The 14,015-nt window shown below is 75.4% G+C and carries 10 protein-coding genes; 6 read left to right on the top strand and 4 right to left on the bottom strand.

Translation table 11 applies throughout. The features are described from left to right. Positions 1–135 precede the first annotated feature (135 nt). Complete coding sequence (locus PV789_RS17455; RefSeq protein WP_274973630.1) at positions 136–768, top strand: M15 family metallopeptidase; 633 nt, start codon at positions 136–138, stop codon at positions 766–768. A 43-nt stretch (positions 769–811) separates the two neighbouring features. Here the strand turns inward: PV789_RS17455 and PV789_RS17450 are convergent, their stop codons facing one another. Both PV789_RS17450 and PV789_RS17445 read right to left on the bottom strand, forming a co-directional pair. Further along, positions 812–2,011: a hypothetical protein gene (locus PV789_RS17450; RefSeq protein ID WP_274973629.1), complete on the bottom strand. Its 1,200-nt coding sequence runs from the start codon at positions 2,009–2,011 to the stop codon at positions 812–814. Positions 2,012–2,075: 64 nt separating this feature from the next. Further along, entirely contained in the window at positions 2,076–3,152 is a 1,077-nt protein-coding gene (locus tag PV789_RS17445; protein ID WP_274973628.1) for a hypothetical protein, read from the bottom strand. 149 nt (positions 3,153–3,301) lie between these two features. Between PV789_RS17445 and PV789_RS17440 the strand changes: the two genes are divergently transcribed. Then, positions 3,302–3,898, top strand: coding sequence for a histidine phosphatase family protein (locus PV789_RS17440; protein WP_274973627.1), 597 nt, complete (start codon positions 3,302–3,304; stop codon positions 3,896–3,898). 134 nt (positions 3,899–4,032) lie between these two features. Further along, positions 4,033–5,406 carry an SLC13 family permease gene (locus PV789_RS17435; RefSeq protein WP_274973626.1) on the top strand — a complete coding sequence of 458 codons (1,374 nt, stop codon included), beginning with the start codon at positions 4,033–4,035 and terminating at the stop codon, positions 5,404–5,406. Between the two features lie 162 nt (positions 5,407–5,568). Here the strand turns inward: PV789_RS17435 and PV789_RS17430 are convergent, their stop codons facing one another. Continuing rightward, positions 5,569–6,273, bottom strand: a complete 705-nt coding sequence (locus tag PV789_RS17430) for a FadR/GntR family transcriptional regulator (RefSeq protein ID WP_302475361.1) — start codon at positions 6,271–6,273, stop codon at positions 5,569–5,571. 196 nt (positions 6,274–6,469) lie between these two features. Here PV789_RS17430 and PV789_RS17425 point away from each other — a divergent pair, with 196 nt between their 5' ends. From PV789_RS17425 to PV789_RS17415, 3 genes are all read left to right on the top strand, one after another. Then, entirely contained in the window at positions 6,470–7,963 is a 1,494-nt protein-coding gene (locus PV789_RS17425) for a carboxyl transferase domain-containing protein (protein ID WP_274973625.1), read from the top strand. 59 nt (positions 7,964–8,022) lie between these two features. Then, positions 8,023–9,225: a CaiB/BaiF CoA transferase family protein gene (locus PV789_RS17420; protein ID WP_274973624.1), complete on the top strand. Its 1,203-nt coding sequence runs from the start codon at positions 8,023–8,025 to the stop codon at positions 9,223–9,225. A 628-nt stretch (positions 9,226–9,853) separates the two neighbouring features. After that, entirely contained in the window at positions 9,854–11,818 is a 1,965-nt protein-coding gene (locus tag PV789_RS17415) for an ATP-binding cassette domain-containing protein (RefSeq protein ID WP_274973623.1), read from the top strand. Here the strand turns inward: PV789_RS17415 and PV789_RS17410 are convergent. Continuing rightward, a complete protein-coding gene (locus tag PV789_RS17410; protein ID WP_274973622.1) occupies positions 11,782–13,872 on the bottom strand; it encodes a hypothetical protein in 2,091 nt (696 codons plus the stop codon). The genes PV789_RS17415 and PV789_RS17410 overlap by 37 nt on opposite strands. Positions 13,873–14,015: the final 143 nt, after the last annotated feature.

The following is a 14,015-nucleotide window of genomic DNA, read 5'->3' as shown; positions in this document are numbered from 1 at the left end:
GGCCCCGGCGGCCTCCTCCCGAAGGCCCGCCGCGGCCGTGCCGGGAAACGACACATCCGTGCAACACCGCTCGTACTTCACTCGGGGGGAACAAGGACCCCACACATCGCGCAGGCGATGCCCGGAAGGTGAAGGATGAGCGCAGTGACGAAGCGGGAGGCGCTGGAGAGCTTCCCCGCCGAAGACGCGGACGGGCGTCCCCGCCGCCCGCTCGGCCGCGGGCGGCGGCCCCGGTACCGGCTGGCCGCGGCCCTGGGCGCCGCGGCGGCCCTCGCGCTGGCGGCCTGGTCGGTGAACGCGCTGGTGCCGGAACGGGAGGAGAGGCCCTTCACCGCTGAGGACGGCGCCCTTCCGGACGACCTGTCGGTCACCGCCTTCGACACGCACCACCCCTCGATCGCCCGCCTGGACGGCGCGCTGCTGGAGGCCGTGCAGGAGGCGTCCCGCGACGCCCTGGAGGACGGGATCGTCCTCCACGTCACGTCGGGCTGGCGCAGCGGGGAGTACCAGCGGCACCTGCTCGACCAGGCCGTCCTCAACTACGGTTCGCGCGAGGAGGCCAGGAGGCTGGTCAGCACCCCGGAGGAGTCCAGGCACGTGACCGGGGAGGCGATCGACATCGGCCCCACCGACGCCGCCGACTGGGTCGTCCGCCGCGGCTCGGCCTACGGGCTGTGCCAGGTCTACGCCAATGAGATGTGGCACTTCGAACTGCTCACCGAGCCCGGCGGGGACTGCCCCGCCATGCTGTCCGACGCCGCGGGTTAGCGGCGGGGCCGGGCGGGGCGCTGCGCCCCGCCCGCGCGCCGGATCAGCCCTCCGCCTGGCCGCCCGGCCCCGAGCGCAGCCCGAAGGGCACGCCGAAACCGGTCAGCCAGCCGTCCTCGGCCAGCAGACGGAACACCTCGTGGGTGACGTCGTGGTCGGGCGCCTGGCGCGGCGGCCACCCGAAGGCCCCGGCCACCGCCGACCAGCTGGGACCGTGCCCGTGCTCCTCCCGGTAGCCGTCCACCCAGCGGGCCACCCGCTCCCCGCGGCCCGAGACCAGCTCCCGGGCGCGGTCGGCCACGGGCACCTCCAGCGGCGTGGTCGCCGGTGCGGTGTCCGGCGGCGTCGGCTCGGGGAGGGGCACGTAGGCCAGCGGCAGGGTGACCTCGGTGAGGCGGGCCACCACGGCACCGCCGTCCACGCCCAGGCCCTCGACCCAGGAGATCTCGGTCAGCCACGCCAGCAGCTCCGCCAGCTCGTCGGTGCCGGACAGGGCGCAGGAGGTGACGATGTCCGAGGCCGGGACGCGGATGCGGCCGTCGGGCTCGGCCCACAGCGCGAGGTAGGCCCCCACGAGGCGGAGCCGGTTGGGCTTCTTGCGCATCTTCTTGTGGGCGAGGGTGCGCGAGAGCCAGCCCGAGGCACGCGACCGGACGCCGTTGCCCAGCTTCCAGGTGTTGCCGTCCAGGCTCGGCAGGTCGCACCGGGCCGGGTTCGCGGCGTCGGACTCGATCACCGTCTCCGGCGTCGTGCCCAGCCACCCCGGGGAGGTCAGGTCGCTCAGGGCGGCGTGGGGGTCCTCCAGGCGCAGGATGCGCAGGTCCTGGGCGGTGAAGTTCGCCCAGCCCTTCAGCGCGCCCCGCAGGGTGAAGGTGAGGGCGAGCAGGCGACTGTCGGGGGAGGAGCCAGCGCCCTCGGAGGCCACGCGCTCCCACAGCTCGCGGAAGAACTCCGCGTGGTGGGGGCCCATCCTCGGCACGCGCCTGCGGTCGGCCGGGATCTTCTCCTGGGGCCTGCGCCTGGCCTCCTCCAGGGCGCGCTTCCTCGCCTTCTTGGCCTTCTTGGCCTCGGAGTTGGTCAGCCGCTCGGGCGCGCCCCCCGGCGGCACGCTGATGCCCTGCTCCTTGCAGCGCGCGCACTCCATGGCCGCGGCCAGGTCCTCGTTGGGCCGGTGGAAACGGGGCTGGGGGATCCCGTCGGGAAGGGGATCCCGCACGTCGCTGGTGGCGGTGTGCTGCGTCATGGTCAGGAGCGTAGCGACGAAAGCTCCCCCGTGTCCGGTGTCCGGCGGATTCGCGCCCCCGGGCTCACCAGGAGCGCAGTTCGAAGGCGGCCGACCCCGGCCCGGTGCAGCCGTGCGGGCGCCAGGAGGCGCCGCCGACGGTCGCCCACCGGCAGGCCATGCCGCCGACGCCGACCGGCGCGGAGAAGAACTCCTCGGTTCCGGGGGTGAGCCGGGGGCGCGCCGTCAGCAGCGTCGAGGCCACGGGCACGGCCCGCGCGCACGGCATGGTCCAGGACACGGTGACCACCCACCACTGGCCCCCCTCCTCGCCCACCCGGCCGCAGACGGGCGTGACCAGCTGTTCGGTGCGGTCGGGCCACCACGGGCCCGTGCCGTCCGCGCTCCGCCCGGAAGCGGCGGTCCGGGGAACGGGCAGATCGGCGGGCCGGTCCAGCAGGGTCGGTTCCAGCTCCAGGCGGGCCCCGGGCACGGTGAACTCCACGCGGGCGGGCAGGCCGTCCCCGGTCAGCTCCACGCGGCCGGTGCCCTCCCGGGGCAGGACGCGGCCCAGGTCCAAGTCCCAGGCGGCCAGGTCGCCCTCCAGGACCGGGCCGGCGTCCGCGTCCGTTCTGGGAGCGCTCCCGGAAGGGGCCCGCGTCAGGTCCGGGTCCGCGGCCAGGGAGGTCAGCAGACCGGAGAGCAGCCGGGGTCCGTAGTCCTCGGCCGGGAACAGGGCGGCCCGCTCCCGGGGCCCGGCGTCGGTGAGGAGTTCCTCGACGGCCGCGGAGCCGCCCGGTTCGACGTGGAGGAAGGGGCCGTCGCCGTTGACGATGAGGCCGTACCCCAGGTCCGCGTCCTCCGGCTCGATGCTCAGGGCGCCGCTGACCGCCGTGTAGCGCACGGTGAAGCGGGTCGCGCCCTCGGGCCACACCTGGTGGACGGCGTCCGCGTCGGCCCCCTCGTCGCCGCCCCCGGCGGGGGTCCGGGTGATCCGCACGACCAGACCGGGGCTCGCCTCGACCGCGGCCGCCGCCCGCAGCAGCGCCTCGGCCGGATCCTCGCGCGGGCGGGCGTCGTACACCAGGTAGCCGCCCGCGACGGCGAGCGCCGCGCCCACGGCGGCGCTGACGGCGGCGACCGTCCTGGGGGGCTTCCTCATCCGGACATCGTGCTCGAAACGGGTGGGGCTGTCAAAGGTGGCCGTCCGCCGCGCTCCCCCGTGCTCCGCCTGGTCGGGAGGCCGCGGGCGGACCGGCCCCGGCCGGGGCGGAGGGGTTTCCCGCCCCTTCCCGGGGCAGGAAGAGGGCCATGGGCGACATGGTGCTGATCAGGCACGGACAGACCGAGTGGAGCCGTACGCGGCGCCACACCGGACTCACCGACATCCCCCTGACCGAGGAGGGGGAGCGGCAGGCGCGGGCGCTGCGCCCACTGCTGGCCGCGCGCGAGGTGGGACGGGTGGTGACCAGCCCGCTGCGGCGGGCCGCGCGCACCGCCGAACTGGCCGGGTTGCGCGTGAGCGAGACCGATCCCGACCTGACCGAGTGGGACTACGGCGGCTACGAGGGGATCACCACCGCCGACATCCAGGTCGGGCGTCCCGGCTGGTACCTGTGGCACGACGGGATCGTGCCGGGCGGCCCGGAGCATCCGGGGGAGAGTGTGGAACAGGTCGGGGAGCGCGTCGACCGGGTCCTGGGGCGGCTGACGCCCCTGCTCGACGGAGGGGGAGGGGCCGACGTGGTGCTGGTGGCGCACAGCCACGTCCTGCGGGTGCTCACCGCGCGCTGGCTGGGCCTGCCGCCCGCCGAGGGGGCGCTGTTCCGGCTGGAGACGGCCACGGTGAGCACGCTGGGCCGCGAGCACGGCCGTCCCGCGCTCATCTCGTGGAACGTGCCGACCTGAGCGGAGGGCTCCAGGCGCCGGGACCGGGGATCCCGTGGTCGGAGGACTTGACAGAAGTCACAAAGGCCTATTGGCTAGGCCACTAGCCTTATGGCCCAGATCACAGCCCCAACTGTCCCTCTGATCGGTATGTCATGACCCCTCAGCTTCTCACCATCCTCGTCCTTTTGGCGATGTTCGTCATCGCCACCGTCCTGCCGATCAACATCGGCGCGCTGGCCTTCGTCGCGGCCTTCATGGTCGGGCTCCTGGTCCTCGGGATGGACGCCGACGCGGTCCTCGGCGGGTTCCCCGCCGATCTGTTCCTCACCCTGGTGGGCGTCACCTACCTCTTCGCCATTGCGAAGAACAACGGGACGATCGACCTGCTCGTACGCGGCGCCACCCGCATGGTCGGCGGCCGGGTGGCCGCGATCCCGTGGATCATGTTCGGCATCTCCGCCGTGCTGACGGGTGTGGGCGCGCTCGGCCCGGCGGCCGTGGCGATCGTCGCGCCGATCGCGCTGAGCTTCGCCGCCCGGTACCGGATCAACCCGCTGCTGATGGGCATGATGGTGGTCCACGGCGCCCAGGGGGGCGGGTTCTCCCCGGTCAGCGTCTACGGCGTGACGGTCAACGGCATCGTCGCCGACAGCGGGCTCTCGGTCTCCCCCATCACGCTGTTCCTCGGCAGCCTGTTCTTCAACCTGGGCATCGCGTTGATCCTGTTTGTCGCGCTGGGCGGCAACCGCCTCTTCGGCGTCCGCTCGCACGAGGCCGAGGCCGTCACCGAGGCCGCCCGCACCTCCGGCGGCTCGGACTCGGGATCGGTCGCACTGGCCACCGGAGGTCCCGCCGACGCCCCCGCCGCGAGCGGAGCGGCCGACGGCGCGGCGGCCGGGAGCGGCGGTACCGCCTCCGAGGGCGCCCCGGTCCGGTTCGAGCAGATCGCCACCCTGGTGGGCATCGTCGCGCTGGGCGTCCTCGCCCTGGGCGTGGGCCTGGACGTCGGCTTCGTCGCCCTGACCGTCAGCGTGGTGCTGGCACTGATCGCGCCGCAGTCGCAGAAGGACGTGCTCTCCCAGATCAGCTGGTCCACGGTCCTGCTGATCACCGGCATGCTGACCTTCGTCGGCGTCATGGAGAGCGCGGGGACCATCGAGTACGTCGGCGACGGGGCGGCCAGCCTGGGCGCCCCGCTCCTCGTGGCGCTGCTGCTGTGCTACATCGGCGCCGTGGTGTCGGCCTTCGCCTCCTCGACCGCGATCCTGGGCGCGACCATCCCGCTGGCCATCCCGTTCCTGCTCATGGGCGACATCAGCGCGACCGGCGTGATCGTGGCCCTGGCGATCTCCTCCACCATCGTCGACGTCAGCCCCTTCTCCACCAACGGCGCCCTGGTGCTGGCCAACGCGACCGGGGTGGACCCGTCCCGCTTCTACCGCCAGATGCTGGTCTACAGCGGCATCGTGGTCGTGGTGGGCCCGCTGGTCGCCTGGGGTGTGCTGGTGGTGCCGGGACTGCTGTGACGGCAGTGCCTTTCAAGGGCAGTCGGGGCCGTCCGGCGGCCCCGGGAACGCGGAGGGTCCGGTTCGTTTTCCGGACCCCTCCGCGCCCGCCCCGCCGCCCCGTGGCCGGGGCGGCGGGGCCCAGCCGGTTTGAAGGCCAGGCCTGTGAGCCACTGAGCCGGTTCAGGGGGCGACCGGGGCGTCCCCGTTGACGGCCGAGACCAGCAGGAGGTGGTCGCGCATCGCGTCGGCGGCCGCCTTGGGGTCGCCCGAGCGGATGGCCGAGGCGATGCGCTCGTGCCCGTCGAGCGAGGCCCGGGGCCGGTCCGGCTGCGACAGCGACTCCAGGCGGGTCTCCCGGATCATCGGGGCGATCTCGTTCATCATCCGCGCCAGCAGGCGCGATCGCGCGGCCGTGGTGATCGCCGCGTGGAAGCGCTCGTCACCGGTGACGCCGCGGTCGCCGTTGGCCACCTCCTGGCGCATCAGCTCCAGGGCGGCGTCGATCGCGACCAGGTCCTCGGGCGTGCGGCGCACGGCGGCCAGCTCCGTCAGCTTGACCTCCAGCGCCTGACGGGCCTCGATGATCTCCGCGCGCCGGTTGGCCCGGTCGCGCAGGAGGGCGAGAACCCCCTGCTCGGAGACGGTCTGGCGGATGATCGCGCCGTCCCCGTGCCGCACCTCGATGACCCCCTGGACCTCCAGCGCCACCAGTGCCTGGCTCACCGAGGCCCGGCTCACCTCCAGCGCGACGGCCAGCTCGCGCTCGGGCGGCAGGCGGTCGCCCACGCCCAGACCGGCGTCCCGCATGTGTTCCACGAGGCGCTCCACGAGCTGCTCGTACAGGCGCGGGCGCGCCGGGGGCCGGGGTCGGGGCTTGGTAGGCACGCTCGCTGGCTCCTGATCCTCGGATCTGACTGTGGTGAGGGACTTCCAGGCTAGAGCATCCGGTCGGCGGGCCCCCGGGACCGGCGCATCGGACGCCCCGCGATCGGGTGCGACGGGGGCTTCACAAAACGTGTGGTTTCGTGCCACCCTGACGTGAGGCCTAGTGGCCTAGCCACTGAACCATTTGGAGGTTGCTGTGGAGACCCGCGACACCGCCCGGGAGCTTTTGGACCGCACGCTCGACGCGGGATCCCACGTCTCCTGGGACGAGGCGCCCCTGGACGTGGGCCCCGACCCCGCCTACGCCGACGCGCTCACCCGGGCGCGGGCCGCCACCGGATGCGACGAGGCGGTCCTGACGGGGGAGGGGCGGCTGCACGGCCGCCGCGTCGCCGTCGTGGCCAGCGAGTTCGGCTTCCTCGCCGGGTCCGTGGGGCTCGCCGCCGCCGGGCGCATCGTCGCCGCCGTCGAACGCGCCACCGCCGAGCGGCTCCCCCTGCTGGCCGCACCGGCCTCCGGCGGCACCCGCATGCAGGAGGGCACCCACGCCTTCGTGGCCATGGCGGCGATCACCGCCGCCGTCACCGCGCACAAGGCCGCCGGGCTGCCCTACCTCGTCTACCTGCGCCACCCCACCACCGGAGGCGTCCTGGCCTCGTGGGGATCGCTCGGCCACCTCACCGCCGCCGAACCCGGGGCGCTCGTCGGCTTCCTGGGCCCCCGCGTCTACGAGGCGCTGCACGGCGAGCCGTTCCCCGAGGGCGTCCAGCGGGCGGAGAACCTCCAGCGGCACGGCCTCGTCGACGCCGTCCTGCCCCCCGACCAGCTCAGGGACGCCGCCGGGCTCGCCCTCGACGTCCTGCTCGACCGCCCGGCCGCCGCCGCGCCCCCGTCACCGCCCGCAGAACCCCGCTCGCCCGCCCCCGTCTGGGACTCGGTGACCCGATCCCGCCGCAAGGAGCGCCCCGGCGTGCGCGAACTCCTGCGGCACGCGGCCAGCCACGTTGTGCGCCTGCGCGGCAGCGGCGAGGGAGAGTCCTCCCCCGCCCTGGTCACCGCGCTGGCCCGGTTCGGCGGCAGGCCCTGCGTCCTGGTCGGTCAGGACCGCTCCCGCCAGAGCGCCGAACAGCCCATGGGCCCGGACGCGCTGCGCGAGGCCCGCCGGGGCATGCGCCTGGCCGCCGAACTGCGGCTGCCCCTGGTCACCGTCATCGACACCCCCGGCGCCGCGCTCTCCGCCGAAGCCGAGGAGCGGGGGACGGCCGGTCAGATCGCCCGCTGCCTGGCCGAGATGACCTCCCTGGCCGCCCCCACCGTCTCGGTCCTGCTGGGACAGGGCACCGGCGGGGGCGCGATCGCGCTCCTGCCCGCCGACCGCGTCCTGTGCGCCGAGCACGCCTGGCTCGCCCCGCTGCCGCCCGAGGGGGCCAGCGCGATCGTCCACCGCACCCCCGACCGCGCCGGGGAACTGGCCCGGGCCCAGGGCATCGGCTCCGCCGACCTGCGCGCCCGCGGACTCGTGGACCGGGTGGTCCCCGAATTCGGCGACGCGGCCGACGAGGACGGCGCGTTCTGCGCGCGCATGGGGGAGGCGATCGCCCGTGAACTCGCCGCGGTGCAGCCGCACGGGGGCGCCGAACCGCCCGCCGGACGCGCCGCGCGCTACCGCCGCCTGTGCGCCGCGGGCTGAGCGCGCGCCGCCCAGGACACGAACACCGGATCAGTACCAATCACCAGGAGGTAGGGAACGTGGACCGCTCGCAAGGGCCGCTCAAGGGGATCGTGGTCATCGACCTGTCGCGGGCGCTGGCCGGACCGCACGCGGCCATGCTGCTGGGAGACCTCGGCGCGCGGGTGATCAAGGTCGAGCAGCCCGGCAGGGGGGACGAGACGCGCGGGTGGGGCCCGCCGTTCGTCGGGCCGGAGGAGGAGCGCATCAGCACCTACTTCCTGTCCTGCAACCGCAACAAGGAGTCCATCGAGCTGGACCTGAAGTCCGAGGACGGCGCGGAGCAGCTGACCCGGCTCGTGCGCGCCGCCGACGTCCTGGTGGAGAACTTCCGCCCCGGCGTCCTGGACCGGCTCGGGTTCCCCGCCAGCCGCCTGGAGGAGCTCAACCCCCGCCTGGTGGTCTGCTCCATCAGCGGGTTCGGGCACGACGGGCCCGAGGGCGGACGGGCGGGCTACGACCAGATCGCCCAGGGCGAGGCCGGTCTGATGAGCCTGACCGGCCCCTCGCCCAAGGAACCGACCAAGACGGGCGTGGCCATCGGTGACCTGCTCGCGGGGATGAACGGCGCCCAGGGGGTGCTCGCCGCGCTCCTGGAGCGCGAGCGCACCGGGCGCGGCCGGGTGGTGCGCACCTCGCTGCTGTCCTCGATCGTGGGCGTGCACGCCTTCCAGGGAACCCGGTGGACGGTCGGGCGCGAGGTGCCCACCGCTCTAGGCAACCAGCACCCCTCCATCGCCCCCTACGGCGCCTTCGCCTGCATGGACGGCATGCTCCAGGTGGCGGTGGGCGGCGAGGCGCAGTGGGAGCGCTTCGCCGGACTGCTCGGCCTGGACCCCCGCGACCCCAGGTTCGCCGACAACGCCTCCCGGGTGGAGCACCGGGAGGAGCTGATCGCCGAGGTGGAGGCGGTATTGGGCCAGGGCACGCGCGACGAGTGGCTGCGCCGGATCGGCGAGGTGGGGGTGCCCTGCGGCGCGGTGCGCACCATCGACCAGGTCTACGAGTGGGAGCAGACGCGCTCCCAGGGGCTGCTGCTGGAGGTGGAGCACCCGGTGCTCGGCCCGATCGAGCTGCCCGGGTCCGCGCTGCGCTTCGACCCCGCGGCCGACGAGGCGCCGCAGCCCCCCGGGACGGGCCACCTGCCGCCGCCCGCCCTGGGCGAGCACAACGACGCGGTGCGGGCCTGGCTCGACGAGGTCGAGGCCCGACCGGCCGGATAGACCGCGCGCCGACCACCGCGACAGCCATGCGGACGGCCGCGCCGGAGCCCTCGGGCACCGGCGCGGCCGTCCGGCGTCGTGGCCCCTCGGCGCGCGTGGTCGGGGCCGCCGGACCGGACCCGCTGCCGGTCCGCCGTTCCCGCCCCGCGGTGTTCGCTAGGGTGCGTCCGCCGCTCCGGGCGGGACCGCCGCACCAGTCCTCCGGCTTCGGGTGAGTGGACCGGGAACGCGAAGAACCCGGGTTCTGCCGACCGCGGCTCCGGGTCCGCGTCCTGCTCCGGGGATTCGGGCCGGTGCCGGTGAGTGAACGGCGGCGTCCCGGCCCGCTTCGGGGCGGTCCGTATCCCGGGCCGATCCGGGCGGCAGCTATCCGACAGGTTTTCGAATCCGGTGCCGTGCCCGGCCGCCCCGGCCGACAGGCCCCGGCGGGCGTCCCGCACGGAGGGCGCCGGTATCCGGTCCGACCGCAACGGGGAAAGTCGCTTCCGGCTGTCGTGCGCCGGGGTCATGATCGGCACCATCCGCGCAACGGTCACCGAGAGGACCGATGCCATCACCTGGCGTCGCTCCCCCTCGCATGTCCGCGCACGGGTTCCGAGGTCCACGACACCACCGGAGGACGCCGAGGATGCACGACACACCACTTCCCACCGCCACCGGCAGCGACACCGACGACGTCGGGGAGGGACTGTCCCTGCCCGAACTCACCACGCCCAGGTGGTGGCACTTCGGCGACCAGGCGTCCAAGGCCACCTGGGGCGTGATCGGGCGCCGCATGCCCGCGCTGGTCCGCCAGGCCTTCGCGCTGGCCTGGCGCAGCAGCCCGCGCGACGTCGTCGCGACCGCCGCGCTCAACGCGGGTGTCGGCGCCGCCACGGCCTGGGCGCTGGTGGCCACCACCGACGTGCTCGGCGCGCTCTTCGCCGCCGTGCCCACCCCCGACCGTGTCCTGGCCGCCCTGCCCTCCCTGGCGCTGCTGGGCGCGGCGCTGGTCCTGCGCGGGGTCTGCTCGGCCGCCGCCGGACGCGCCCAGGCCCGCCTGGAACCCCAGGTCGTGCTCACCGCGGAGAAGCAGCTGCTGCGTCGCTGCACCGCGGTCGAGCTGCGGGCCTTCGACGACAGCGGGTTCCACGACCACCTGTACCGGTGCTACGTGCGCGGCAGCGACGAGGCGGGGGCGCTGGTCCGGCACACCGCCGACGTGCTCACCGGGGCGGCGGGCCTGGTCGCCGCCGCGGGGGTGCTCGGCGTGCTGCACCCGGTCCTGCTGCCGCTGCTGGCCCTGGCCGTGGTCCCCCAGTGGTGGGGCTCGGCCGCCGCGGCGCGCATGCGCTACAGGATGCTCATGGCCTTCACCGAGGGGCGCCGCCGCAAGATCCTGCTGGAGAACCTCATGACCGACCGCCGCAGCGCGGCCGAGGTCCGCTCCTTCACCATGGAGGGCCGACTGCTCGCCGAGTTCGACCGGGTCGGCGGCCGGGAACTGGACATCCAGCTGGGCCTGGCCACCCGCCAGTCCCTCATCCGGCTGGCCGGGGACACCGCGGGCGGGCTGGTGACCGGCGCGGTCTTCGCGGCCCTGGCGCTGCTGCTGGTAGACGGGGTCGTGGAGATCGCCGTGGCCGGCGCCGCCGTGGTCGCCATCCGGGTCGCGCAGGGTGCCCTGGGCAACGCGTTGTCCTCCCTCACCCTGGTCTACGAGTCGGGCCTGTACTTCTCCGACTTCGTCGCCTTCGACGAGGAGGCCCGGCGGCGGCTGCCCCGGGCGGGACTGGCCCCCGCGCCGGAGGGCTTCGACGAGATCCGCGTCGAACACGTCACCTTCTCCTACCCGGGGCAGGACGGGGAGCGCCCGGCCCTGGACGACGTCAACCTGACCCTGCGGCGCGGCCGCACGGTCGCCCTGGTCGGGGAGAACGGGTCGGGCAAGACCACGCTGTCCAAACTGCTGTCGGGCCTGTACCTGCCCGGTTCCGGACGGGTGCGCTGGGACGGCACCGACCTGGCCTCGGTGGACGGCACCAGCCTGCGCGAGCGGATCGCGGTCATCGCCCAGGATCACACCCACTGGCCGCTGACGGCGCGCCGCAACGTCGTCATGGGCAGCCCCGGCGCCGACCCCGGGCGGCTGGAACGCGCCGCGCGCGCCTCCCGGGCCGACGCGGTGGTCGCCGAACTCGGCCGGGGGTGGGAGACCCTCCTGGACAAGCGCTTCGTGGACGGCGCCGAGCCCTCGGGAGGGCAGTGGCAGCGCCTGGCCGCCGCCCGGGGCTTCTACCGGGGCGACGACGGTGAGCGCACGCCGCTGCTCATCGCCGACGAGCCCACCGCCGCGCTGGACGCGCGCGCCGAGCACGCCTTCTTCTCCTCCCTGCACGCCCACGCCGGGCGCACCGGTGCCGCCGTCGTCCTCATCACCCACCGGCTGGCGTCGGTGCGCATGGCCGACCACATCGTCGTGCTCGACCGGGGCCGGGTGGTGGAACAGGGCGGCCACGCCGAACTCCTGGCCGCCGACGGGCTCTACCGCGAGCTGTGGGACCTCCAGGCCAGCGCCTACCGCTTCGCCGAGGAGGGCGAACCGGCGGCCTGACCCGGGGGAGGGTCGCGCACGGGTCCGGGAGCGGCGCCGCCCCGCCGGTCCCGGGCCCGTGCGCCCGGGCCGTGGAGGGTGTCGGGAAGGTCGGTCGCCGGGCACCAGCGCCGGTAGGGGCAGTCCAGGCAGCCCTCGCCCGGAGCAGGTGGGTGGGAGGTGTCGCCGTGCCAGGGTCCGGCGAGCCCGCGCACCACCCGCCGGGCCGTAGCACGGACCCGTGCCGACCCCGGATCCAGCGACCGTACGGACGCGCCCCGGGGGCCGAGGACCTCCAGTTCCACGGCCGAGTCCGGACCCGCGGGCAGGGCGCCGCAGGCGAAGAGCCCCACCGCCAGGGCCAGCCGGGGCTCCGCCGCCAGCAGTGCCTCCTCGTCCCCGAAGAGCGCGCCTCCGGGCGGGGCGGGAGCAGCGCCCCCGTTCCGGCAAGGAGCGTTCCCGTCCGGTGGAGGCACGTCCTCTCCCCGAGGCGGCGGATCCCCTCCCCGAGCAGGCCGGTTCCGGTCCTCCAGGAGAGCGTTCCCGCCCGGGAAGGGTCTGCCGCCGCTCGCGGGGCCCGCACCCCCGTCTCTGAGCAGGGTGTCTCCGGCCGGGAAGAGCGCGCCGTCCTCCGAGGAGGGCCTGCCTTCGCCTGAAGCGGGTGCGTCGTCGGTGGTGGTGACGGCGCGGTAGACCCAGGACCGGCCCCGGTGGTGGAGCACGTCGGCCCTGGCCAGAACCAGGACGTCGGCCCGCGTGTCGTCGGCGGCCAGCCTGTGGCCCACCCGCACGTGGCTGCCCGAGGCCAGCCCGCGCAGCGGGCAGACCCCGACGTGCGCGGCGATCATGGCGGCGCCCAGACGTGCCTGTCCACCCTCCAGCTGCCACCTCCCCGCGGACCAGGACGAGCGGTCCCCGGGCAGGTCCCCGGCCGTGCAGGGCCTTCGGGGCAGGCGCCGGTGCAGTCGCTCCAGCCAGGCGCGCACGGCGCGGTCGCGCCGCAGCCGCACCGGTTCGACGCCGGGGTCCGCGGGCAGGCCCAGGGCGTGGAAGTGCGCCCGGGCGGGACAGCCCCGGTGGCGCAGCCCCAGGGAGACCGACCAGGAGCGCCGGGGCCACGGCCCGCCACCCGGGCCGCCGCTCGGGCCGAGCAGCCCCGGCGCGCGCGGCAGCCGACCGCAGCCGCGGCGCCCCGCACAGGACAGGCAGTCCCCGCCGGGGGAGCGGGCCCCGCCCACCAGGGCCGAGCGCAGCCCCTCGCGGCCCGCCGAGGCGAAGGCCTCCCCGGCCTCGGCGGCCGAACCGTCGTAGAGGACGGCGGTGGAGGAGTCCAGACAGGAGGCCTCCACCACGCGCACCCGGTCCGGCGGCCTGACGTCGGCGCCGCCGCGCTGTCCGCGCATCGGGTAGGGGGCGCCGCCCCGGTACCGCCCGGGACGCGCCGCGCAGGCGTCGCGGTCCACCAGAGTGCCGGTGGCGAGCACGTACGCGGCCACCGCCACCTCGGCCCGCGAGCGGGCCTGCGCACCGGCCGCGCCCGTGACCGGGACGCGCAGCTCCCGGACCCGTTCCGGCCCCTGCGCGTAGGCGTACCTGCGGCCCCGGGCGCACAGCTCGTAGGGCCGGGAGTTGGGGGAGCCGGGCACGGGCAGGTACTGGCGGACCCAGAAGTCGAACACCGGGGCGCGGTGCGGGCCGTCGCGCCCGCGGTCCCCGGCCAGGCCCTCCAGGTAGCACCGCGCGGCGTGCCGGACCCAGAGCAGCACCCCCGGGTGCGGCGGCACGGGACGCCCGCCCGGGAGGGCGCGTCCCGGACCTCCCGGACCTCCCGGACTTTCCGGCACGGACAGGCGCGCGCAGGCCTCCTCCAACGCCATGCCCGCGTGCTCGACCAGGTCCAGGACGGCGTCCAGGACCGCCCCGGGAGCGTCGCGCGGCGGCGGATCCGCGCCCGGGGACGGGTCGGCGCTGAACCGGCGGTGCGCCGGGCATCCCCCCTCAGCCAGCGCCGCGGAGCCGCTGAAGACGCGGACGGTCGGTGCCGGGACGGGTTCCCCGCTGGTGCGGTCGGACATGGGCGCCTCCCCTCGCCAGAAGGGTGGCACGATCGCGGCCGCGCCGCCGGAGGCCTGTGGACAACTCCGTTCGGGGGTGCTCGGCGTGTCCGGACCGGGGGATAAACCTCCGTAAAGAGTCACTCACGGTGACGTTTTCGACG

Origin of the sequence: Nocardiopsis camelliae, from assembly GCF_028993595.1 — a bacterium.
Lineage (GTDB): Bacteria > Actinomycetota > Actinomycetes > Streptosporangiales > Streptosporangiaceae > Nocardiopsis > Nocardiopsis dassonvillei.
The sequence above is the reverse complement of the archived record's forward strand: the minus strand, read 5'-3'. Positions and strand labels throughout refer to the sequence as shown.

Bases quoted from the DNA above. Each gene is read 5' to 3' on its own strand.
- PV789_RS17450 (WP_274973629.1), bottom strand. From the start codon at position 2,011: ATGACGCAGCACACCGCCACCAGCGACGTGCGGGATCCCCTTCCCGAC.
- PV789_RS17440 (WP_274973627.1), top strand. From the start codon at position 3,302: ATGGGCGACATGGTGCTGATCAGGCACGGACAGACCGAGTGGAGCCGT.
- PV789_RS17435 (WP_274973626.1), top strand. From the start codon at position 4,033: ATGACCCCTCAGCTTCTCACCATCCTCGTCCTTTTGGCGATGTTCGTC.
- PV789_RS17415 (WP_274973623.1), top strand. From the start codon at position 9,854: ATGCACGACACACCACTTCCCACCGCCACCGGCAGCGACACCGACGAC.
- PV789_RS17445 (WP_274973628.1), bottom strand. From the start codon at position 3,152: ATGAGGAAGCCCCCCAGGACGGTCGCCGCCGTCAGCGCCGCCGTGGGC.
- PV789_RS17455 (WP_274973630.1), top strand. From the start codon at position 136: ATGAGCGCAGTGACGAAGCGGGAGGCGCTGGAGAGCTTCCCCGCCGAA.
- PV789_RS17410 (WP_274973622.1), bottom strand. From the start codon at position 13,872: ATGTCCGACCGCACCAGCGGGGAACCCGTCCCGGCACCGACCGTCCGC.